This window comes from Evansella halocellulosilytica, from assembly GCF_002335745.1.
Classification (GTDB): Bacteria; Bacillota; Bacilli; order Bacillales; family Salisediminibacteriaceae; genus Bacillus_CA; species Bacillus_CA halocellulosilytica.
The window spans coordinates 5,183,020-5,206,024 of sequence record NZ_NIST01000001.1 but is presented as its reverse complement, the minus strand read 5'-3'; the positions used below and the strand labels follow the sequence as shown (position 1 = coordinate 5,206,024).

The 23,005-nt window shown below is 39.5% G+C and carries 23 protein-coding genes; 21 read left to right on the top strand and 2 right to left on the bottom strand.

Translation table 11 applies throughout. The annotated features are described in order from the left end of the window. From hisA to CD001_RS24595, 10 genes are all read left to right on the top strand, one after another. Window positions 1-738: a 1-(5-phosphoribosyl)-5-[(5-phosphoribosylamino)methylideneamino]imidazole-4-carboxamide isomerase gene (gene hisA / locus CD001_RS24640; protein ID WP_096190213.1), complete on the top strand. Its 738-nt coding sequence runs from the start codon at window positions 1-3 to the stop codon at window positions 736-738. Further along, entirely contained in the window at window positions 732-1,490 is a 759-nt protein-coding gene (gene hisF, locus CD001_RS24635) for an imidazole glycerol phosphate synthase subunit HisF (RefSeq protein ID WP_096190212.1), read from the top strand. Before hisA ends, hisF begins: the two co-directional genes overlap by 7 nt. Continuing rightward, window positions 1,487-2,140: a bifunctional phosphoribosyl-AMP cyclohydrolase/phosphoribosyl-ATP diphosphatase HisIE gene (gene hisIE, locus CD001_RS24630; RefSeq protein WP_096190211.1), complete on the top strand. Its 654-nt coding sequence runs from the start codon at window positions 1,487-1,489 to the stop codon at window positions 2,138-2,140. The genes hisF and hisIE overlap by 4 nt, the downstream gene beginning before the upstream one ends. 171 nt (window positions 2,141-2,311) lie before the next feature. Further along, window positions 2,312-3,355, top strand: a complete 1,044-nt coding sequence (locus CD001_RS24625; protein WP_257010011.1) for a tetratricopeptide repeat protein — start codon at window positions 2,312-2,314, stop codon at window positions 3,353-3,355. A 287-nt stretch (window positions 3,356-3,642) separates the two neighbouring features. After that, window positions 3,643-4,599: a thioredoxin-disulfide reductase gene (trxB, locus tag CD001_RS24620; RefSeq protein ID WP_096190209.1), complete on the top strand. Its 957-nt coding sequence runs from the start codon at window positions 3,643-3,645 to the stop codon at window positions 4,597-4,599. Window positions 4,600-5,257: 658 nt separating this feature from the next. After that, window positions 5,258-5,794, top strand: coding sequence for an NUDIX hydrolase (locus tag CD001_RS24615; RefSeq protein ID WP_257009933.1), 537 nt, complete (start codon window positions 5,258-5,260; stop codon window positions 5,792-5,794). Continuing rightward, window positions 5,781-6,680, top strand: a complete 900-nt coding sequence (gene rapZ / locus CD001_RS24610; protein ID WP_096190207.1) for an RNase adapter RapZ — start codon at window positions 5,781-5,783, stop codon at window positions 6,678-6,680. Before CD001_RS24615 ends, rapZ begins: the two co-directional genes overlap by 14 nt. Beyond that, complete coding sequence (locus tag CD001_RS24605) at window positions 6,677-7,621, top strand: gluconeogenesis factor YvcK family protein (RefSeq protein ID WP_096190206.1); 945 nt, start codon at window positions 6,677-6,679, stop codon at window positions 7,619-7,621. Before rapZ ends, CD001_RS24605 begins: the two co-directional genes overlap by 4 nt. Before the next feature lie 43 nt (window positions 7,622-7,664). Continuing rightward, window positions 7,665-8,606 carry a DNA-binding protein WhiA gene (whiA, locus tag CD001_RS24600; RefSeq protein ID WP_096190205.1) on the top strand — a complete coding sequence of 314 codons (942 nt, stop codon included), beginning with the start codon at window positions 7,665-7,667 and terminating at the stop codon, window positions 8,604-8,606. An 86-nt stretch (window positions 8,607-8,692) separates the two neighbouring features. Next, window positions 8,693-8,950 carry an HPr family phosphocarrier protein gene (locus tag CD001_RS24595; RefSeq protein ID WP_096190204.1) on the top strand — a complete coding sequence of 86 codons (258 nt, stop codon included), beginning with the start codon at window positions 8,693-8,695 and terminating at the stop codon, window positions 8,948-8,950. A gap of 385 nt (window positions 8,951-9,335) precedes the next feature. Here the strand turns inward: CD001_RS24595 and clpP are convergent, their stop codons facing one another. After that, the gene (clpP, locus tag CD001_RS24590) at window positions 9,336-9,926 is read right to left on the bottom strand and encodes an ATP-dependent Clp endopeptidase proteolytic subunit ClpP (protein WP_096190203.1); all 591 of its coding nucleotides are present in this window, start codon (window positions 9,924-9,926) and stop codon (window positions 9,336-9,338) included. Window positions 9,927-10,400: 474 nt separating this feature from the next. On the opposite strand from clpP, the gene rpoN reads away from it, so the two are divergent. From rpoN to eno, 8 genes are all read left to right on the top strand, one after another. Beyond that, on the top strand, window positions 10,401-11,756 hold the full coding sequence (rpoN, locus tag CD001_RS24585; protein ID WP_096190202.1) for an RNA polymerase factor sigma-54: 1,356 nt from the start codon (window positions 10,401-10,403) through the stop codon (window positions 11,754-11,756). A gap of 258 nt (window positions 11,757-12,014) precedes the next feature. Continuing rightward, window positions 12,015-12,263, top strand: a complete 249-nt coding sequence (locus tag CD001_RS24580; RefSeq protein ID WP_096190201.1) for a glutaredoxin family protein — start codon at window positions 12,015-12,017, stop codon at window positions 12,261-12,263. Window positions 12,264-12,437: 174 nt separating this feature from the next. Continuing rightward, window positions 12,438-13,463, top strand: a complete 1,026-nt coding sequence (locus CD001_RS24575; RefSeq protein WP_096190200.1) for a sugar-binding transcriptional regulator — start codon at window positions 12,438-12,440, stop codon at window positions 13,461-13,463. 154 nt (window positions 13,464-13,617) lie between these two features. After that, window positions 13,618-14,625 (top strand): type I glyceraldehyde-3-phosphate dehydrogenase, encoded by a 1,008-nt coding sequence (gene gap, locus CD001_RS24570; protein ID WP_096190199.1) that lies wholly within the window; start codon window positions 13,618-13,620, stop codon window positions 14,623-14,625. Window positions 14,626-15,058: 433 nt separating this feature from the next. Further along, window positions 15,059-16,246 carry a phosphoglycerate kinase gene (locus CD001_RS24565; RefSeq protein WP_096190198.1) on the top strand — a complete coding sequence of 396 codons (1,188 nt, stop codon included), beginning with the start codon at window positions 15,059-15,061 and terminating at the stop codon, window positions 16,244-16,246. Between the two features lie 27 nt (window positions 16,247-16,273). Further along, window positions 16,274-17,032 (top strand): triose-phosphate isomerase, encoded by a 759-nt coding sequence (gene tpiA, locus CD001_RS24560; protein WP_096190197.1) that lies wholly within the window; start codon window positions 16,274-16,276, stop codon window positions 17,030-17,032. After that, on the top strand, window positions 17,025-18,566 hold the full coding sequence (gene gpmI, locus CD001_RS24555; protein ID WP_096190196.1) for a 2,3-bisphosphoglycerate-independent phosphoglycerate mutase: 1,542 nt from the start codon (window positions 17,025-17,027) through the stop codon (window positions 18,564-18,566). The genes tpiA and gpmI overlap by 8 nt, the downstream gene beginning before the upstream one ends. A gap of 246 nt (window positions 18,567-18,812) precedes the next feature. Then, window positions 18,813-20,096 carry a phosphopyruvate hydratase gene (gene eno, locus CD001_RS24550; RefSeq protein ID WP_096190195.1) on the top strand — a complete coding sequence of 428 codons (1,284 nt, stop codon included), beginning with the start codon at window positions 18,813-18,815 and terminating at the stop codon, window positions 20,094-20,096. 534 nt (window positions 20,097-20,630) lie between these two features. On the opposite strand, the gene CD001_RS24545 is transcribed toward eno, so the two are convergent. After that, entirely contained in the window at window positions 20,631-20,891 is a 261-nt protein-coding gene (locus CD001_RS24545) for a hypothetical protein (RefSeq protein WP_096190194.1), read from the bottom strand. Window positions 20,892-21,037: 146 nt separating this feature from the next. On the opposite strand from CD001_RS24545, the gene secG reads away from it, so the two are divergent. From secG to CD001_RS24530, 3 genes are all read left to right on the top strand, one after another. Then, window positions 21,038-21,268 (top strand): preprotein translocase subunit SecG, encoded by a 231-nt coding sequence (gene secG / locus CD001_RS24540; protein WP_096190193.1) that lies wholly within the window; start codon window positions 21,038-21,040, stop codon window positions 21,266-21,268. A gap of 213 nt (window positions 21,269-21,481) precedes the next feature. Beyond that, complete coding sequence (locus CD001_RS24535; protein WP_257009932.1) at window positions 21,482-22,180, top strand: alpha/beta hydrolase; 699 nt, start codon at window positions 21,482-21,484, stop codon at window positions 22,178-22,180. Between the two features lie 67 nt (window positions 22,181-22,247). Then, window positions 22,248-22,994 (top strand): alpha/beta hydrolase, encoded by a 747-nt coding sequence (locus CD001_RS24530; RefSeq protein WP_096190191.1) that lies wholly within the window; start codon window positions 22,248-22,250, stop codon window positions 22,992-22,994. The last annotated feature ends 11 nt before the right edge of the window (window positions 22,995-23,005 follow it).

The window sequence follows — 23,005 nt, the reverse complement described above, 5'->3', positions numbered from 1 at the left end:
ATGTTTACGATTTATCCGGCAATCGATATACGCGGTGGAAAATGTGTCCGCTTGCTGCAAGGGGATTATCAACAAGAAACGGTGTATGGTAACTCTCCAGTTGAAATGGCGACATCATTTCAAAAGCAAGGGGCGAACTGGATTCATATCGTTGATTTAGACGGAGCGAAAGAAGGAGCTCCTGTGAACGATAAGGCAGTGCTCGAATGTGCGAAAACGCTACATGCAAACATTCAAGTAGGCGGCGGCATACGTACACCGCGTGATGTTGAAGCTTATCTCAACAAAGGGGTTTCTCGTGTCATCTTAGGTAGTTCTGCAATCTCAGACCCGTTTTTCGTTAAAGAGATGCTGAAACAATATGGAGGAAAGCAAATTTCCATTGGTATCGATGCTCGTGATGGTTATGTTGCGACACACGGTTGGCTGCAAACGTCTGAGGTGAAAGCAGAACAACTTGGTGAAGAGCTAGCTTCTTATGGTGCTGAAACGTTTATTATGACTGATATCTCACGAGATGGAATGCTTTCGGGACCGAATGTTGAAGCGATCGCTCAATTAGGTCAGGTAACAGGTAAGCAAGTGATTGCGTCTGGCGGCGTCAGTTCACTCGAAGATCTTAAGACGTTACAGAAATATGAAATGGACGGTATCTCTGGAGCGATTATCGGCAAGGCACTCTATACTGGCAAAGTTTCCTTGACTCAGGCATTGAACGAGGTGACGTCTTCATGTTAACGAAACGGATCGTCCCTTGTTTAGATGTGAAGGAAGGAAGAGTCGTAAAAGGGGTTCAGTTTGTCGATTTGCGTGATGCAGGGGACCCGGTCGAACTGGCGGCTTTTTATGATGAACAAGGTGCAGATGAGCTCGTATTTTTAGATATTTCTGCTTCACACGAAGGTCGTGAAACGATGGTTGACGTCGTTGAGGAAGTTGCAGGTACATTAGCGATTCCGTTTACTGTCGGTGGAGGGATCAATACGGTTGATGATATGAAACGAATTCTGCGAGCGGGTGCAGACAAAGTGTCTTTAAATACTGCAGCAGTTAATCATCCCGAAGTCATCACAGAAGGTGCAGACTATTTTGGTTCGCAATGTATCGTCGTTGCGGTTGATGCAAAGTGGGATGATAAGCTGCAATCATGGCGTGTCTACACGCATGGCGGGCGTAAGGAGACAGAGCGTGAAGTGATCGAATGGGCAAAAGAAGTTGTTGAGCGTGGAGCGGGAGAAATTTTACTAACGAGTATGGATCAAGACGGGGCAAAAACAGGATTTGATCTTAACTTAACGAAAGCTGTTAGTTCTGCGGTGTCAGTACCCGTCATAGCATCAGGCGGCGCGGGTTCAAAAGAAGATTTTTTTGATGTATTTGAACGTGGATTGGCAGATGCTGCATTAGCCGCTTCAATTTTCCATTATAAAGAAACGTCAGTTGCAGAAGTAAAAGACTACTTAAAAGAGAGGGGGCTTCCAATCCGATGAAACTACACGAGATTCAGTTTGATGAAAAAGGGCTGATTCCAGCTATCGTGCAAGATGCCCAAAGTAAAGAGGTGCTGACAGTTGCTTATATGAACAAAGAGTCATTGCAAAAGAGTATCGAGACGAAGGAAACGTGGTTTTTCAGCCGCTCAAGGCAGGAATTATGGCATAAAGGGGAAACATCGGGAAATACACAGCTGATTGTAGACATCCGCTTCGACTGTGACAAAGATGCCCTCGTCATTCTCGTTCATCCTAATGGTCCGGCTTGTCATAACGGCACGTACAGTTGTTTTCAGGGGCGTTTATTTGAGGAGACGAAGCAAGATCAGAAAGAAAAAGGACTTGTCGATCGTCCAGAACGCAGCTTTGACATATTAAATACGTTAGAAAGCGTCCTTGCAACTAGAGAAACTGAACGTCCAGAAGGTTCTTACACGACATACTTATTCAACGAAGGTGTCGATAAAATTTTGAAGAAGGTAGGAGAAGAAGCGTCTGAGGTTATTATTGCAGCAAAAAATCGTGACAAAGAAGAGTTAACATCGGAGAGCGCAGACCTACTTTATCACTTGCTTGTTTTACTTCGTGAACAGAAGGTTCCACTTGATGACATCATGAGAAAGCTCGAAGAGCGCCATAAAGAATAAAGATATAAATGATATTGTAAATTACAAAATATAAATTACAAATACTTACAAGTGCCAGGCACCTGGAAATCATTTACCAGGTGCCTGGCACTTGTCGTTGTTCATTCGTTTTGTGCGTGGTATACTCTCATAAGTGAACGAGAAGATTGGAGGGCTCCTTACGTGCGGAAAATGGAAGTAAATGAAAAACGGGGCCAAATTATCCCCTTTTTACAAAATGGCGCATATTTTTATAAAAAGGGAATTGAAGCCTATCAAAACCGTAAAATTGACCATGCTATCCAATATATTGAACGAGCGATTCGTATGGAACCAGATGAGCCTGTATTTAAATGTCAGTTAGCAATTATTCGTGCTGAACAAGGCCTTTATGAAGAGGCGAACGTCATCTTGGAAGAACTAATATTAAATAAAGACGATGATACACTCTCAGAAAGTCATTTTTTTTATGCGAATAATCTTGCCCACCTTGGACAATTGAAATCAGCAAATCAGCATCTTCATAAATACTTGGAGCTTGACCCAGATGGGGAATTTTCAGAAGATGCATATTCTCTTTTAGATATGATCGACAGTGAACTATTATTAAATGAAGATGAGGTTGAACAAGTTCAATCTGGTCCGGAAGATATGATCATTGACTATTTAAATAAAGGGAATAACGAATGGGCAGAAAAAGAAGCAAGAGGACATTTAACGAAACATCCTAAAGAGTGGGATGTCTATGCTTATTTAGCTGAATCGTTAATGAACCAAGGTCAGGAAGACGAAGCGGAATCTATTCTAAAAGATTTACTATTGAAAAATGAACCGAATTTTTTAGCACAATGCTTAATGGCTCAGCTATTAAAAAAGAATAATGAAGAGCAAGCGGGAATTTGGGTTGATAACCTTATCGATTTACGACCAATGAATGATTGGCATCAATATTATTTAGCAAAGACGTTGTTTTTCTTAGCTGAATATGATCAATCATATCGTTGGTATCAAAAGCTTTCCCGGAAAAGCTCATTTCACAAATTTCCTGCATTCTACCATCAAATGGCGGTTATAGCGTGGATGAATAAAGATAAGAAAGCGGCAGAAAAGCTTTGGGAGAAAACAAAAAAATTGGACCCTGAACGTAGTGACATAATTGATGAGTATTTAACAAGCTTACATTTGCAGAATGTAGACCAATTACCGAACGTGAAATGGTTTTTTTATTCTATGTAAAAGAAGGACCAAGAACAATGCTATTCTAACGTAACGGTTGAATTGTTGAACCTTTCTTTTGTATGTTTTAATCTTCGAAAGTAAAAGCTAAAAATAGCAGAACATGAGCTATTATCAACATATGTTTGAAGTTTTCACAACGATTAGAGAAAAATCGTAGTGTATTTTAAATGCACGTTGAAAAGAAGTGTGAGCAAGGTTTTGGATTTTTAAATCAATATGCCTTAGGATAGATTTGAATCAAAATTTATTGAAAATGAAACTCATTTCACTAGGGGAGATGAACCATGAGCGAAGAAAAAATTTATGATGTTGCTATTATTGGAGCAGGACCTGCAGGCATGACTGCAGCCGTCTATACATCCAGGGCAAACCTTTCAACTGTTATGATTGAGCGAGGCATTCCAGGCGGGCAGATGGCAAACACCGAAGATGTTGAAAATTACCCAGGTTATGACCATATTTTAGGTCCCGACTTGTCTAATAAAATGTTTGAACACTCAAGGAAGTTCGGTGCGGAATACGCCTACGGTGATGTGAAAGAAATTATTGACGGCAAGGAATATAAGCGAATTGTCACTGGAAACGGTGAGTACAAGGCACGCTCGGTCATTATTACAACAGGTGCTAAATATAAATCACTCAATGTACCTGGAGAAAAAGAATTAAGCGGCAGAGGTGTATCTTACTGTGCTGTCTGTGACGGTGCGTTCTTTAAAGAGAAAGAGCTTGTCGTTGTCGGGGGAGGAGACTCTGCTGTAGAAGAAGCGGTTTACCTTACGCGCTTTGCCAGCAAAGTAACAGTTGTTCACCGTCGAGATCAGCTGAGAGCACAAAAAATCTTACAAGATCGTGCATTTGATAATGACAAAATCGATTTCATTTGGAACCATGTCGTTAAGGAGATTAATGACAAAGACGGGAAAGTTGGCAGTGTGACACTCGTTAATAATCAGGACGGATCTGAGCGAGAGTTTAAAACAGATGGTGTATTCATTTACATCGGAATGCTGCCTATCAATGAACCATTCCTTAACTTAGGAATTACAAATGATGATGGATATGTTGAAACGAACGCTGATATGGAAACGAAAGTACCAGGTATTTTTGCAGCAGGGGATATTCGTGAAAAGATGCTGCGCCAAATCGTTACAGCTACTGGTGATGGAAGTATTGCAGCGCAAGCAGCACAACATTATGTAGAAAATTTAATGGAAGAATTGAAAGAAGCAACAAAGTCATAACATGATGCTGGCCAAAAGCCATTATAGAGAAAAACGAGTTGGTTTTAACATATTACGACTCGTTTTTTCTTTGTACTATCAAAATGAATTCAACATTCAACCTATGGACGATCGTAAAAGTGCAACTTATACTTTCGCCATTAAGACTTGTGCGGAAGTATAAGAGCTTCTATGTCTGTTGCTCATTCGAGCAAACGTTGAATGTATGACGCGTATACAACCGGTTTCACAAGCTGTTATACTTTTTTAAACGGGCTGTATTAGAAAAGAAGTGTGAAATATTTTTTAGACTTAATAAAAAGTAACTGTCGCTTAACTCAACTGTAACAATGCTGCAATAAAAACAGGGTAAGATATAAATAGTAATTGACCCCCTTTTTATATATTCACTTTGCACGGGCAAATCGCCCGTGCCCTTTTTTTGATCAAAAACGGGTAAAAAGTAAAAGGAAGCTGACTTATTGGTTGTAACAAATAAGATGTAGTATAATTATATTGTTACTGTCATATCTTTCGTTTCAAACTTAGGGAAAAATAAATTTCTGGATCTTGAATACGCTAAAGTATAATTATCAATAAACTGTAATTTAAAAAAATAATCAATATAAGCAATATATTCGGCATTACCTCGATCGTTTGACCTGAAAAATAGATAGAGGTGAGATACGTGCAGCGAGTGACGAATTGTATATTAATGAACAATGATGATGTCTTAATGTTAAAAAAACCGAGCAGAGGGTGGTGGGTTGCTCCGGGCGGTAAAATGGAGCAAAGAGAATCCATCCTTGAAAGTGTGACAAGAGAATTTAAAGAAGAAACTGGATTAAACATTAAACAACCTGAATTAAGAGGGATTTATACAATTATTATTGAAGAACAGGGAAACATTTTAGATGAGTGGATGATGTTTACCTTTCAAGCGAAGAAATACACAGGTCAAATGTTAAATGAATCACCTGAAGGAATACTTGATTGGAAACAAAAAAATGAGTTTGTAAATTTACAGATGGCTAAAGGTGATTACGAGATTTTCGACCATGTGATTCATGGAGAAGGAATCATGTACGGGAACTTCACTTATACAGAAGGCTTTGATTTATTATCTTATCGGTTGGAAGTTGCCGGAAAACCGCCAAAAGTTTATGAGACGAAACAAAATATACAGAAGGTGGGGATGGACAATGGCCAAAATTGAACAACAAACTGAAGAATTCGAATTAGTCATTATAACTGGTATGTCTGGAGCAGGAAAAACCGTTGCTGTTCAAAGCTTTGAAGATATGGGCTATTTTTGTATCGATAACTTACCACCAGCACTTATTCCAAAATTTATTGATTTAGTAAAAGAATCCGGCGGAAAAATGCAAAAGGTTGCGTTAGTCATTGATTTACGTGGCAGAGAATTTTTTGATCAACTTTTTGAAGCGATTGATACGATTGGTGCTGAATCAATGGTTACACCGCAAATCCTATTTTTGGACGCAAAGGACAATGTGTTAGTCAGACGCTATAAAGAAACGAGAAGATCCCACCCGCTTGCAGCCGGAGGGCCACCGTTAGAAGGCATCGCTGTCGAGAGAAAACTTCTCGATGATTTAAAAGGTCAAGCACAGATGATTCTTGATACAACGGAGCTTAAGCCGCTCCAATTACGAGAAAGAATTATTCAGCGTTTTTCATGTACAGAAAAGCAAGTATTTAATGTACACATTCTTTCTTTCGGGTACAAGCATGGGATTCCAATTGATGCCGACTTAGTATTTGATGTTCGATTTTTACCAAACCCGCACTATATTGAAAGTATGCGGCCCAAAACTGGCTTGGATAAAGAAGTATCAGATTATGTGTTAAAATGGTCAGAAACACAGCAGTTCATTGAGAAGCTGCACGATTTATTAAAGCTCATTCTCCCCCATTATAAACGAGAAGGGAAGAGTCAGCTCGTATTAGCGATTGGCTGTACAGGTGGGAAACATCGTTCAATTACACTAGCTGAGTATTTTAAGAAACAGCTAGCTGAAGATGGGTATTATACGTATGTGACTCATCGTGATTATGAAAAAGGAAAGCGTGAAGGTTGAAGAAAGCTAAAGTAGTCGTCATTGGGGGAGGAACTGGACTGTCCGTTTTATTAAGGGGGCTGAAAACGTTCCCGGTTGATATATCAGCTATTGTCACAGTTGCTGATGATGGAGGCAGTTCAGGACGGTTAAGAAAAGAATTAAGCATCCCGCCACCTGGGGATGTTCGAAACGTTCTTATTGCTCTCTCTGAAGTCGAACCTCTCGTTGAGGAGCTTTTCCAGCACCGATTTGAAAACGGGAACGGACTTAGCGGACATTCGCTAGGCAATTTACTCCTAGCTGGTATGACTTCAATCACAGGCGATTTTTCTCGAGGAGTCCAAGAACTTAGTCGAGTGCTAAATGTAAAAGGAAAAGTTTTACCGGCAGCCAATGAAGAAATTGTTCTTCATGCTGAATATGAAGACGGTACGTATATTGAGGGCGAATCGAAAATTCCTCTATCTGGTAAAAAAATTAAGCGAGTTTTTCTTGAGCCGTCACACCCAGAGCCGTTGCATGAGTCATTGGAGGCGATTGAAAACGCTGATTTGCTCGTTTTTGGACCTGGAAGTTTGTATACAAGTATAATCCCGAACTTGCTCGTGCCGCAAATGGCAGATGCAATTCGAAATTCAAAGGCTTGGAAAGTGTACATTTGTAATGTCATGACACAGCCTGGTGAGACCGATCAATTTACAGCAGCTGATCATGTGCAAGCAATATATGATCATGTTGGTGATCACTTCCTGAATGCAGTTCTAGTGAATACGCAGCCGATTCCTTACTCATATGCTCAACGGTATGCAGAAGAAGGAGCAGAAGAAGTGAGAATTGATGAAGCACGTTTGAAAAAAATGGGTCTCGACATATTCGGTGATGACCTGCTATATTTTGAAAACCATTTATTACGTCATGATGCATCGAAGCTTTCGCAACGATTAGTTTCAATGCTATAAAAGATTTTATGTGTAAAATGAATAAAGTTTGGAGGTGAGGCAGGTGTCTTTTGCTTCCATGACGAAAAAAGAACTTACACAGCTTGAAACGAAAGAATGCTGTGCAAAGGCAGAACTTGCAGCCTTAATTCGCATGAATGGATCGATATCGTTACGCCAAATGCAAATTACGCTCGACATACAAACGGAAAATGCAGCGATTGCCCGCCGTATTTATACATTGATCAAAAAACTATACGACGTGCATGTTGAATTGCTCGTAAGAAGAAAAATGAGATTGAAAAAAAATAACGTGTATGTCGTAAGGATCTCTAAAAAAGCACGGCATTTACTTGAAAATTTAAGTATCGTTGATGAAACATTTGCTTTTACAAGAGATATCTCTTCAGAATTGATTAAAAAAGATTGCTGTAAAAGGTCTTATTTGCGTGGTGCGTTTTTAGCGGGGGGTTCTGTGAATCATCCAGAAACATCTTCCTATCATTTAGAGATCTTCTCTATTTATGAAGAGCATATTCAATCACTATTAAAATTAATGAATCATTTTCACCTGAATGCTAAAATATTAGAAAGAAAAAAAGGGTTTATACTTTATTTGAAAGAAGGGGAAAGGATCAGCGAGTTTTTAAATGTAATTGGAGCTCATCAAGCCTTGCTTCGGTTTGAGGATGTTCGAATTATGAAAGATATGAGAAATTCGGTTAATCGACTCGTTAATTGTGAAACAGCAAACTTAAACAAAACAGTTGGAGCTGCTATGCGGCAAGTCGAAAACATTAAGTTTATTCAAAAGGAAGTCGGCTTAGAAACATTGCCTGATAAATTACGAGAAATTGCCGAATTAAGGGTGAAGCATCAAGATGTTACGCTAAAAGAGCTTGGTGAAATGGTACAAAGCGGTAAAGTGAGTAAGTCAGGTGTCAATCACCGGTTACGTAAAATTGATGAATTTGCAAACAAATTAAGGGCAGGAGAACAAGTATAGCTCCTGCTCCTTGTTTAAACAAAGTTGAAAGCGCTTGATTTTTATAGATTGAAAATAATGTTTAAAATGGGTAAGGAGGAAAGGGAATGGTGGAAAAACAAGTTGTCGTAAAAAGGAAAACGGGGTTACAAGCGAGGCCAGCTGCAATATTTGTACAGGAAGCAAATCGGTTCGGTTCTGATATTTTCATTCAAAAAGATGATAAGAAAGTGAATGCAAAAAGTATTATGGGGATTATGAGTTTAGCGATCAGTGCAAATACGGAAGTGACGTTAATTGTCGATGGTGCTGACGAGCAGACTGCAATGGAAACGCTCGTGACATTTATGGAAACAGAAGAGTAATAGTTCATAACCAAGAGCTTTTCCTTATTATTCAATAGAGCTCAAATTGCGATCGGTAGCGATTTCACCGTGGGGGACACAAGTGAGGACATCTACTCATGCTTCACTTTTTTGCATTCTCACTGTCTTCTTTACGGCGGACAATGCCTCAACATCCTAGGCGGCACAATGTGTCAGCCTAGGGGATCTTCCGCAATTGCTCTTCCTGCCAGAGCCACCGCCTGTCGCATTTTCGAACGTATGGTAATATTTATGGCATACAAAAAGCTATCCGAATAAACAGATTTATATAAAGGTCCGCGATGATCATTAACCAAAAAACGAGCTAGGATTGTTTAGTTAAATCCCAGCTCGTTTTTCTCATTAATCCTCTTGTCATATGTTTTTAGCTGTTTAGTTTTTTATCCATGACGTCATCAATTAAACCGTATTTTTTCGCATCCGCTGCGTCCATGAAGTTGTCACGATCTGTGTCGCGTTCAATTACTTCAAGGGGCTGACCTGTTCTTTCAGAAAGAATTTTGTTCAATTTTTCGCGCATGTGGATGATACGTTTCGCATGTATTTCAATATCAGATGCTTGCCCTTGAGCACCGCCTAATGGCTGGTGAATCATGACTTCACTGTTTGGTAAAGCGAAACGTTTGCCAGGTTCACCAGCTGCCAATAAAAATGCACCCATTGACGCGGCCATACCGATACAAATAGTTTGGACTTTCGGCTTAATAAATTGCATAGTATCATAGATGGCCATTCCTGATGTAATCGACCCTCCAGGGCTGTTAATGTATAAGGAAATATCTTTATCCGGATCGTCTGCAGCTAAAAAGAGCAGCTGAGCAACGATTGAGTTAGAAACGTTATCATCAATTGGCGTTCCTAACATAATAATACGGTCTTTAAGTAATCGTGAATAAATATCATATGCACGTTCTCCACGGTTTGTTTGTTCAATAACTGTTGGTACTAAATTCATTCTATACTCCTCCTTTTGTTATCTTACAGGATGTGTATGTGAGTTCCTAAAGACAATCTCAAAAAGTACTAGTAGCACCCTTACTTCCAAAATCGAGTCTAGTATATAGAATGACCTGAAGAGAAAAGGTTGCTCCAAAGCAGCAGATCTTTTTGAACTGTCTTTATGATCTTGCTACACCATTATCATACCTTTAAAGGTCAATAAAGGTCAAATGATTTCACTTAAAAAGATCTTATGAACATAACATACTTCATGATAACCGAAAATCCTGCTTTTCAAACTATATTTTCTTTTTTTTCCTTGTTGGTTGTGTAATGGAGGTTTCGGATAAATCATTCGTAAAACTGATGTGTTTTGAATATATAAATGTTACAGGAAATATTTTATATGCCCGCAATGAGATGAGTTGTTCATTAACCGCACAAAGGAACCGAATTATCATGTATAATAGGCCTAGGGAGGAAGAGCCTTATGAACATGGATTTTGGATTGTTTCAAAAGCAATCAATGAAACTGGTCATGACAAATGAATTACGCCAAGCGATTACAATCTTACAATATTCCGTTCTCGATTTACGGGATTATTTGCATGAACAGCAGTTGGAGAATCCGTTAATTGAGCTGAAGGATAGTGAAGCTCATGAAGAAATCCAACGACAAAAGCTTGATTCCTCATCTTTAATGTCTTATGGAAGTAAGCATAGAAACGATGAAGATGATGACGAGGATTATTCACCGATCGATCATGTTAGTGATCGAGAGGAAGGTCTCCAAGATTATTTATTAAATCAAATTCGATATTTACATTTAGAACCTCAATTGAAGAGGATATTAACGTATTTAGTTTTAAATGTTGATGAAAACGGTTATTTAAAGTTAAGGGTGGAAGAACTGGCCGAAGAAATGAATGAGCCTCAGGACCTTGTACAAGAAGCGTTAGAAATATTGCAAGGCTTTGAGCCTTATGGCGTTGGAGCTTCTTCATTGAAAGAGTGTTTACTCATTCAGATACGCCAAGCAGTCATGGAAGATACACTGGCAGAGACTGTTGTTGAAAACTATCTTGATGAGCTGGCTAAAAAGCAATTTAAAAAGATTGCTTCTGACCTTCAGATACAAATTGAAGATATTCAACTTATTGCCGACTACATTCAAACATTAAACCCGAAACCAGGAGCGCTTTTTCATTCTGAACCTGCAAAGTATGTCGTTCCTGACGTTACAGTAAAAAAGATACAAGGTGAATATATCGTTACGTTAAATGAACAGCATCTGCCTCAAGTTTCAATGAACGTAAAATATCGTTCACTTTTACAGGACAAAGGGAATGAAATTGAGCAGTATGTAAAGCAAAAATACGATCAATTTCACTGGATTATGAAAAGTATCCGACAGCGTCAAGAAACATTAAAAATGGTGACAGAGGCAATTGTCAATCACCAATATGATTTTCTTGAATTCGGTCCTTCGCACTTGAAGCCGTTAACGTTAAAGGATATCGCTGAAGAAGTAGATGTTCACGAATCGACAGTTTCTCGAGCTACAACGAATAAATACATTCAAACATCAAAAGGTTTGTATGAGCTAAAATATTTCTTTACTTCTACTGTAGGAAAAGGAACAAGTGAATCAACCTCTTCAGAACGAGTGAAAATCATCTTAAAACGATTAATCGATGAGGAATCTAAAAGGAAGCCCTTATCCGATCAAAAGCTTGCAGATGAACTAAAAAATAAACATAGCATAACCTGTTCAAGAAGGACGGTTGCAAAATATCGTGAGGAAATGCATATTCCTTCTTCTTCACAAAGAAAACGTTTTGATTAAAGAGTATCAATTCTTCTGTTACAATGAAAATTGTCTTCAAAGGCTGAAGAAGGCATGATTGTCAGAGTCTTACGTATAGAGTATTTGCTGAGGTACTTGGAAGCATGTTCGTAAAACAATCACGTAATTACGGCAACATACGATCGGTAATGTTACGAGTACAGCTAGCTTCCGGTTTGCTGCTCTTTACGTGTATTGTGTAAGCTGAGCAGTTATACTTTCCTTTAGTTAGGAAGGAAAAAAAGGAGTTTATCCGATATGACATTTTATTTTTATACGAAACAGGACTGCCCTCTTTGTGTAAAAGGTCTTGCAGTTGTGAAGGAAATTCAGCAGCAATATCCATTTACATTAAAAATAAGAGATATATATCAAAATGATGAGTGGCTAGAAACATATCAGATAAGAATTCCTGTACTCGAAGATGTGAAAGGCAATGTGCTTGATGAGGGGATTATTTCTTATTACACGCTTGAAGAAAAGCTTCATGAAATCTTTACATCTTAATAGTTGCCTGATAACCATTTCCTTGCTACAATATGAATGAGAAGGCTACATAATCTCCTTCCAAATAATTGTAATTAGAGAAATGGTCTTTTTTTTCACTTGGGTGGGACACAATAAGTCTACGAGGGACGAAAATGATCCCGATAAGGTTACGTTGCAAAAGGAGCTTTAAACATGAACATGCTTTTAGACATTCAAAAAAAACTATTACCAGACTTAGTTGACGTTCTAGGCATGCGGTTCAAAGTGTTGCGGTTCATTAGGCTAATGGAGCCGATTGGAAGACGTACGTTAGCGAACAACCTCGAAATGTCAGAAAGGACACTTCGAAGTGAAGTCACATTTCTCAAAGAACAAGGACTCATCCACTTTTCTACATCGGGAATGACGTTAACGGAAGAAGGGAAAAATCTCCTTGTTCAATTGGAAGAAGTTATGAAAGATGTTTTCGATATCCGTTCGCTGGAAGAGAAGCTTCGGCACATTCTAGGATTAAAAGAAGTCATTATCGTTCCGGGAGACAGCGATGATGTTTCATGGGTCAAAAAGGAGATGGGAAGAGCATGCGTTTCCTTTATGAAAAAAAAGCTGTCTGAAAATGACAATACGATTGCCGTAACAGGTGGAACGACGATTGCCGCCGTAGCAGAGATGATGATTCCAGATACCGATTTAAAACAAGCAATGTTTGTTCCGGCACGCGGTGGTCTCGGTGAACAAGTTGAAAACCAAGCAAATACAATTTGCGCGACGATGGCAAGAAAAGCAATGGGGAGTTATAAATTACTTCACGTGCCAGACCAGTTGAGTAAAGATTCATATGCTTCACTTGTGGAAGAGCCTTCGATTAAGCAAATATTACAGTTGATTCGTTCAGCGAACATGGTTGTTCACGGTATAGGGGAAGCAAAAACAATGGCTGAACGCCGCAATTCTTCAGTAGAGGTCATTCAGAAACTTCAAAATGAAAATGCAGTAGCCGAAGCCTTTGGTTATTATTTCGATGAGACAGGGGATATTATTCATAAAGTGTTGACGATTGGTTTACAGCTTGAAGATTTGCAAGACATTCCTCACATTATTGCCGTTTCAGGTGGTGCATCGAAAGCAAAGGCGATCAAAGCTTATATGAAAAATGGTCCGAGTGAAGTACTTGTCACTGATGAAGGTGCAGCAAAAGCGATTATTGCCGAGCTGTAAACATCAAGAAATGAGTACGTATAAGAGACAAAAACTTTTAGAGTTTGCTTGATGGGATCAGCGATCTGCTAGCCCGTCGATATAACAATGCCATTCAAGGGTTTTCCCTTTGATGATAAATTATTGATTTTATATTCTTAAGGAGGAATTTTTTATGACAACAAAAGTTGGTATTAATGGATTTGGTCGAATCGGACGTAACGTTTTCCGTGCAGCATTAAATAACCCAGAGGTTGAGATCGTTGCTGTTAACGATTTAACTGATGCAAACATGCTTGCTCACTTACTACAGTATGACTCTGTTCACGGTAAACTTGACGCAACAGTAGAAGTTCAAGGTGAAAACTTAGTTGTAGATGGTAAAGAAATTAAAGTTTTAGCTGAGCGCGACCCTGCTCAACTTGGTTGGTCTGACCTTGGTGTTGAAGTTGTTGTAGAATCTACAGGACGTTTCACGAAGCGTGAAGATGCTGCAAAACATATTGAAGCAGGTGCGAAGAAAGTAATCATTTCTGCTCCAGCTTCTCAAGAAGACATTACGATTGTTATGGGTGTTAACGAAGATAAGTATGACGCTGGCAGCCACCACGTTATTTCAAACGCATCTTGTACGACAAACTGTTTAGCACCATTTGCAAAAGTATTGAATGACAAGTTTGGTATTAAGCGCGGAATGATGACAACTGTTCACTCTTACACGAATGACCAGCAAATTTTAGACTTACCACATAAAGATTATCGCCGTGCTAGAGCAGCAGCTGAAAACATTATCCCAACTACAACAGGAGCAGCAAAAGCAGTTTCTCTTGTTCTTCCTGAATTAGAAGGAAAACTAAATGGTGGAGCTATGCGTGTACCTACACCAAACGTTTCCCTCGTTGACCTTGTTGCTGAATTGGACAAAGAAGTAACAGCAGACGAAGTGAATGCAGCATTTAAAGAAGCTGCAGAAGGCGACTTAAACGGTGTACTAGCATACAGCGAAGAGCCATTAGTTTCTGGTGACTATAACGGAAACCCATCATCTTCTACAATTGATGCACTTTCAACAATGGTGATGGAAGGAAACATGGTAAAAGTGATCTCTTGGTATGATAATGAAGCAGGTTACTCTAATCGTGTTGTTGACCTTGTTGAATATATTGCAAAACAAGGACTATAATCCTCACATGAAGTAACATACAATTGAAATGATTGAAAGAGGAGACGGTACTTTTCCAGATCTCCTCTTTCATCTGTTCAAGACCGCCACTTCTATTTTAGAGAAGAATGTTTAACATGTAGGAAAAGTTGAGTTACGTTTTTGGAGGTTTTTGATCCGACCGTCGTTACGTAATTGGATACATACGCCGCGGGGTTAGTAAAAGTCTGTGAACTCAATTACTTTTACATAAGGCGGGATTGTTCACGATTTTCTTATTTATAGCATTTCATTTAATTTTTTTGGCATCCTAGTATTGATCTTTTAATCTGGATGTAGTTTTTGATACGATCATAGAGGGAAAAAATGATAGTTGAAGGCTAAGAAGGATGAAGGTATTGATCCCGAGTATTTCTTAACACTTCCTCATAGTTAAAACGAAGGAGGCATTCCTATGAACAAAATGTCTGTTCGTCATATGGATGTAAAAGGTAAGCGTGTATTTTGCCGTGTCGACTTTAACGTGCCGATGAAAGATGGCGAAGTAACAGATGACACAAGAATTCGTGCAGCACTTCCAACAATTAAACATTTAACGGATAAAGGTGCAAAGGTTATTTTGGCGAGTCATTTAGGACGTCCGAAAGGTGAGGTCGTTGAAGAACTTCGCTTAGACCCAGTAGCTAAGCGTTTAAGTGACTTACTGGGACAAGAAGTGATCAAAACGGACGAAGTTTATGGCGAAGAGCCGAAACAAGCGATTTCTCAGCTTGAAGAAGGAGGCATTGTCTTAATTGAAAATGTCCGTTTTGAAGCAGGGGAAGAAAAAAATGATCCAGAATTAGCTAGAAAGTTTGCAGAACTTGCTGATGTCTACGTGAATGATGCGTTTGGTGCTGCACACCGTGCACATGCCTCAACAGAAGGGATTGCACATCATCTACCTGCAGCAGCTGGTTTGTTGATGGAAAAAGAGTTAGAAGTATTAGGGAAAGCTCTTTCAACTCCGGAGCGACCATTTACAGCGATTATCGGCGGGGCGAAAGTGAAAGACAAAATCGGCGTCATTGACAATTTATTAGATAACGTTGATAACTTAATTATTGGCGGCGGTCTTGCATATACGTTTGTGAAAGCACAAGGGTATGAAGTTGGTAAATCGTTGCTTGAAGAAGATAAAATCGACTTAGCTAACCAGTTTATGCAAAAAGCGAAAAACAAAGGCGTAAACTTTTATATGCCTTTAGATGTTACTGTAGCTGATGATTTCGGTGAACATGCGAATACGAAAGTCGTTGATATTGAAAATATCCCATCGGACTGGGAAGCACTAGACATTGGTCCAAAAACAATTGAGACATACCGAAATGTTGTACAGCAGTCCAAGTTAGTCATTTGGAATGGCCCAATGGGGGTTTTCGAATTAGAAAAATTCTCAACTGGGACAAAAGCTGTTGCTGAAGCATTAGCAAGTGCTGAAGATACTTACACCGTTATTGGCGGGGGAGATTCTGCAGCAGCTGTTGAAAAGTTTGGTTATGCCGATAAGATGGATCACATTTCAACAGGCGGCGGTGCATCACTTGAATTTATGGAAGGCAAAGACTTGCCGGGAGTCGTTGCTTTAAACGACAAAGAGTAATCATTTGTGACTGAAGGAGGAACGATGATGCGTAAACCAATCATTGCGGGAAATTGGAAGATGAATAAAACAAAAAGTGAGGCAATTGATTTTATCAATCAAGTAAAGAGCCTTATTCCAGCAAAAGAAACAGTTGACTCAATTGTCTGTGCACCTGATCTGTTTCTAGATACACTTGTGAATGAAGTACAAGGAACCGATTTGGAAATCGGAGCGCAAAATATGCATTTTGAAGATAGCGGGGCTTTTACTGGCGAAACGAGTCCATTGGCGTTAAAGGATATCGGAGTAACCTATGTTGTCATTGGGCACTCTGAGCGACGTGAAATGTTTGGAGAAACTGATGAAAGTGTGAATGAGAAAACATTATCTGCCTTCAAACATGATTTAACTCCGATCGTTTGTGTCGGGGAAACGTTACAAGAGCGTGAAGCAAATGAAACTGCAGATGTTGTAACAAAACAAGTAAAAGCTGCAATAAGTGGTTTAACAGACGAACAAATAAAACGAACTGTTATCGCTTATGAACCAATTTGGGCAATTGGGACAGGGAAAACAGCTTCGTCTGAAGATGCAAATGAGACATGCGGTGTCATTCGAAACGTCATCAAAGAAAGTGTATCTGAAGAAGCGGCAGAAGCTGTTCGTATTCAATATGGCGGAAGTGTGAAGCCTGCAAACATTAATGAATTATTAAGTCAATCTGACATTGATGGAGCTCTTGTTGGAGGAGCGAGCTTAGATCCAAAATCTTACTTACAGCTTTTGGAGGCAGGAAATGAGTAAACAGCCAACAGCATTAATTATCCTTGACGGATTTGCTCTTCGAGACGAAGAAAAAGGGAATGCGGTCGCTCAAGCGAATATACCGAATTTCGACCGTTATTGGGACGAGTTTCCTCATTCTACTTTGACAGCTTCTGGAGAAGCGGTCGGATTACCTGAAGGACAAATGGGGAATTCTGAAGTCGGTCATATGAATATTGGTGCTGGTCGTATCGTGTATCAAAGCTTAACTCGTGTGAACTTGGCAATTCGTGAAGGAGAGTTTGCGAAAAATGAAACCTTCTTGAAAGCGATGAAACATGTGAAAGAAAAAGGAACGAACCTTCATTTATATGGACTCCTTTCTGACGGCGGAATCCACAGTCATATTGAGCATATGTTTGCTCTCTTAGACCTTGCAAAAGAGCAAGGAGTCGAAAACGTTTATATTCATGGTTTCTTAGATGGACGTGATGTCGGCCCGCAATCTGCTGAAACATACTTAGCACAAACAGATGAAAAGCTTAAAGAGCTTGGCATCGGTGAAATTGCAACCATCCAAGGCCGTTATTATGCTATGGACCGCGATAAACGCTGGGACCGAGTGGAAAAATCTTATCGTGCCATGGTATATGGAGATGGATTGAAATATAAAAATTCTGTTGAAGCACTACAAGATTCATACAAAAATGAGATTCATGATGAATTCGTATTACCATCTGTCATAACAAAAGACGATGGAGAGACACCACGTGGAACGATTCAGGACGATGATGCAGTCATCTTCTTCAATTTCCGTCCTGACCGAGCGATTCAAATGTCTCAAGTTTTTACTAATAAAAACTTTGACGGGTTTGATCGTGGGGAGAAATTCCCTGAAAACCTTCACTACGTTTGTTTAACTCACTTTAGTGAAACAGTTGACGGCTATGTTGCATTTGAGCCTGTAAACTTAGATAATACAATGGGTGAGGTCGTTTCAAAAGCCGGTTTGAAACAATTGCGTATTGCAGAAACAGAAAAGTACCCGCACGTTACGTTCTTCTTTAGCGGTGGCCGGGAAGAGACGTATGAAGGAGAAGAAAGAATTCTCATTGATTCACCGAAAGTTGCAACATATGACCTTAAGCCGGAAATGAGTGCATATGAAGTGACAGATGCTTTAGTAGAGGCAATTAATGCAGATAAACATGATGTCATTGTATTAAACTTTGCAAACCCTGATATGGTCGGTCACTCAGGAAAACTAGAACCGACGATAAAAGCAGTTGAGGCTGTCGATGAATGTTTAGGAAAAGTCGTTGATTTAATTTTAGAAAAAGGTGGAAAGGCTGTGATTACAGCTGATCATGGTAATGCGGATATGCTTGAAACAGCGGAAGGCACACCGATGACCGCTCATACGACGAATCCTGTTCCTGTCATTGTGACGGAAAAGGATGCAGAGTTGCGAAACGATGGTATTTTAGGAGATTTAGCTCCAACTGTCCTACAATTACTTAATGTTAAACAGCCGGTTGAAATGACTGGCAAATCGTTAATAAAAAACAAATAAAGAGTGTTCATACAATTTTTTTAGGGAAGCTTAGCGACTTAAACTTACTATTAAGTGCGTGTTCAAAAAGGAGGACAAAAAAAGGCGAGTAGATCAAAGCGACGACGTTTTGAGTAGCGGAGCGTATGGTTTTCATACGTGTGTAACTGAGAAACGAGTCAACGAAGAGATACGAAAGCTATTTTACCCGGACTTTTTGAACATCCTTTATATGACTCTCAAAAACCTTTAAGGAGTGAATGAATCATGACAATTATTACTGATGTTTATGCACGACAAGTATTAGATTCTCGTGGAAATCCTACAGTAGAAGTTGAAGTTCATACAGAAAGCGGTGCATATGGCCGTGCATTAGTTCCAAGTGGAGCTTCAACTGGTGAGTACGAAGCTGTTGAATTACGTGATGGCGGCGACGCTTGGATGGGGAAAGGCGTACTAAAAGCGATTGAAAATGTAAATGAAGTGATCGCTCCAGAAATCGTCGGCTACGACGCACTTGATCAATTAGGAATCGACCAGCTCATGATTGAGCTTGATGGTACGGAAAACAAAGGTAAATTAGGCGCAAATGCGATTTTAGGTGTATCTATGGCAGTTGCTCGTGCTGCTGCAGAAGCTTTAGGTTTACCATTATACGTCTACCTTGGCGGATTCAACGCAAAATCTCTTCCGACACCAATGATGAACATCTTAAACGGTGGAGAGCATGCGGATAATAACGTAGATATCCAAGAATTTATGATCATGCCTGTTGGTGCTGAAAGCTTCACACAAGCACTGCAAATGGGTGCGGAAATCTTCCACAATCTGAAGAAAGTATTAAAAGATAAAGGCTACAATACAGCAGTAGGTGATGAAGGTGGTTTTGCTCCTGACTTATCTTCTAACGAAGAAGCATTATCTACAATCATCGAGGCGATTGAAAAAGCAGGTTATAAACCAGAAGAAGAAGTTGTTCTTGCAATGGACGTAGCTGCTTCCGAAATTTACGAAGACGGAAAGTACAACCTTAAAGGTGAAGGTGTTGTGAAAACATCTGAAGAAATGGTTGCTTTCTATGAAGAGCTTTGCTCCAAATACCCAATCGTCTCAATTGAAGACGGCTTAGATGAAAACGACTGGGAAGGATTTAAGCTTCTAACTGAAAAAATCGGTGATAAAGTACAGCTAGTCGGTGACGACCTATTCGTAACGAACACTGAAAAGCTTTCTCGCGGAATTAAAGAAGGCATCGGTAACTCAATCTTAATTAAAGTGAACCAAATCGGTACACTAACAGAAACTTTCGATGCGATTGAAATGGCGAAGCGTGCAGGTTACACAGCTGTTATCTCTCACCGTTCTGGTGAAACAGAAGACAGCACAATTGCTGACATCGCTGTCGCAACGAACGCTGGCCAAATTAAAACTGGTGCACCTTCTCGTACTGACCGCGTAGCGAAGTACAACCAACTGCTACGAATTGAAGACGAGCTTCAATACATCGGTCAATATGCTGGCCGCAGCGCATTTTACAACTTAAACAAGTAATCTCATGAGTTGAGAGTTTTTCGAGATAAATAAGATGGAGGATCAGGTCATAGCACCAGGTCCTCCTCTTTTTGAGCAAAATTGTCGGGGACCTGGTCCCCGACAATTTTGTGAACAATTTTATGTTGAAATAATATGAAAAATATGATTTGCCAATGCTAGTGTTTATGCATGAATTGAAGGTGGTGTATTTGAAGCAGGTTCACTTGAACCTGCTTCAAATTTGTAGGATTCAGAAATCAATTATACAAAAGATCGTTGGAGTAAATTAACGTTCAGCTCTCTAAACTACATCACCCCACAGCACCTTTGGTTATATATGTTACCCAGGTGACAACATGATCAAGCGGTGAATAAATTGCATATTTCCTTCCATCATCTTGACTCAAGATCTGCTCACATGCAGAGCAACTACGACGGAAACCAGAGTTACTAACGACGAAATCCATAGTTCAAATGACAAAGAGCAGAGTTATTACGACGAAAAGCAAAATAGCTACGACGAAATCCCAGAGCCTCTAATACAAGGACGATTTATGAAAGCCAAGGATAAATCGATCTTACGAAGTAATAAACATAGAAGACAAAGGTGACAATATGTATGATGATGCCAGCTAACGCCGTACTGTGGTATTGTTTGGACATTTGAAGTCCCTTTCTACCGAAATAAATGCCGATTGCATTTAATAGAAAATTTAATGGACCTAAAAAGAAATAGCTAAAAAAACTGATGATGGCCAAAATAAAACTAAGCTTAGCAAACTTATCTCCTTTTTTTTCATTAGCTGTTTTCACGATGTATCGCCTCCCTAAAACCTATTTATACGTGCACACTTGGACAAGTATGCCGCAGATGAGAATTATTTGATGACTTATTGCACTGTCCAAAATTTCATGATATATTTTAAGAAGGTTTAAGTGTCGGTATGGAGGTGTAGAGTTTGGAAACTGTTGCATCAATTTTTCTAGTCATTGTAGCCGTTTTATTAATTGCGGTCGTATTATTACAATCAGGTCGAAGTGCTGGATTGTCTGGAGCCATCTCTGGTGGAGCTGAACAAATGGTAGGGAAACAAAAAGCACGCGGCTTGGAAGCAGTGTTAAACAAAGCGACGATTGTATTAGCAGTACTCTTCTTCGTCTTAACGATTACAGTTGCTTTTTACATGTAATAAAGGAAATGAGTAGCAGTGAGTTGACTTAAAACTTACTGCTTTTTTATGTCCATAAATAGTGGTAATGATTCCCAGGTGTCAGGCACATGGAAGTAATTGTTAAATCATATCGGTTAATTTCACAACTGAAAGGGAATAAAAAAGGGTAGAGACTTCAACTTTATCGTCTAATTCCACCCTTTTATTTTGAATGAAAGACTGGAAGTGAACATGATGATCGGATGTTTATGTCTCCACGGTTTTGCTGGAACACCGAAGGAAATTGAAGTCATTTCAAAGCACTTTGAAAAAAAGAAGTGGCTCGTGTATTGTCCTGCATTACCAGGACACGATGAAACCGGTGAAGGACTGAAAAAGGTGACGTATAAAGAGTGGGTATATGCTGCAACTGTAGCTGTTGATGAGCTGCTAAAACGATGCGAAAAAGTATATGTGATAGGTTTTTCCATGGGCGGGATGATTGCAAGCTATATTGCATCAAAATACCCAGTGGATAAGCTTGTACTAATAAGTGCAGCTGCTTACTATATTAACCCGAAGCAAATTTTTCATGAAGTAACAGGATGGTTTCTTGAAGGAATCCGCGGTGGGCTTGATGACGTTGAGTTGTACCAATTTTATCGGGAAAAAATAAAGCGTACTCCGCTCGTCGCTACAAAGGAGTTTGCCAAAATGGTGAAGCGCCTTCGCCCGTATTTAGATGATGTGAAAATACCGACGTTCATTATTCAAGGTGAAAGCGACGGTCTCGTACCACCGAAAAAAAGTGCCCAATATATTTATGAACACATTCAGTCAAAAGATAAAAAGCTATTCTATTTCCCAAATGCGAAACATTACATTTGGTTCGGTGAAGAACGCGAGCAAATGCTAGAGGAAATCGAGCATTTTCTTTGCGATCTCCCATAAGAAACAGCAAAATAGAGAAGGTAGTAATATGAAATAGAAGAAGTAACAGGAAAAGGAGTTATGACACATGAAAGTGAAACAACCGAAACCATTTACACTAGAAGGAGGCAACCGTGCTGTTCTGCTCTTACACGGTTTTACAGGGAATTCTGCAGACGTAAGAATGCTCGGTCGTTTTTTAAATAACAAAGGATATACATGTCATGCCCCGCACATGAAAGGCCACGGTGTTCCACCAGAAGAGCTCGTACATACGGGACCAAAAGATTGGTGGGAGGACGTCGTCAATGCCTATAACCATTTAAAAGGCATGGGACATGAGGAAATAGCCGTTTGCGGATTATCGCTAGGTGGTGTATTTTCGCTTAAACTAGGGTATACACTACCAGTAAAGGGAATTATTCCAATGTGTGCACCGATGTATATTAAGAGTGAAGAAACGATGTACCAAGGTGTACTTGAATATGCGAGAAAATATAAGAAGTGGGAAGGTAAGGCTGAAGAGCAAATTGAGGAGGAAATGGAAAAGTTTAAAGAGACTCCGATGAATACATTGAAAGCGTTAAGGGAATTAAATCAAGAAGTACGTGAAAACGTAAATATGATTTATGCCCCGACATTTGTTGTACAAGCCCGTCATGATGAAATGATCAATACGGACAGTGCAAATATTATTTATAATGAAGTTCAGTCAGACCTTAAGGACCTTAAATGGTATGAAGAGTCTGGCCATGTTATTACGTTAGATAAAGAGCGGGACGAACTGCACGAGGACATTTATGCGTTTCTTGAAAAACTAGATTGGAACGATTAATGGTTCAGTCA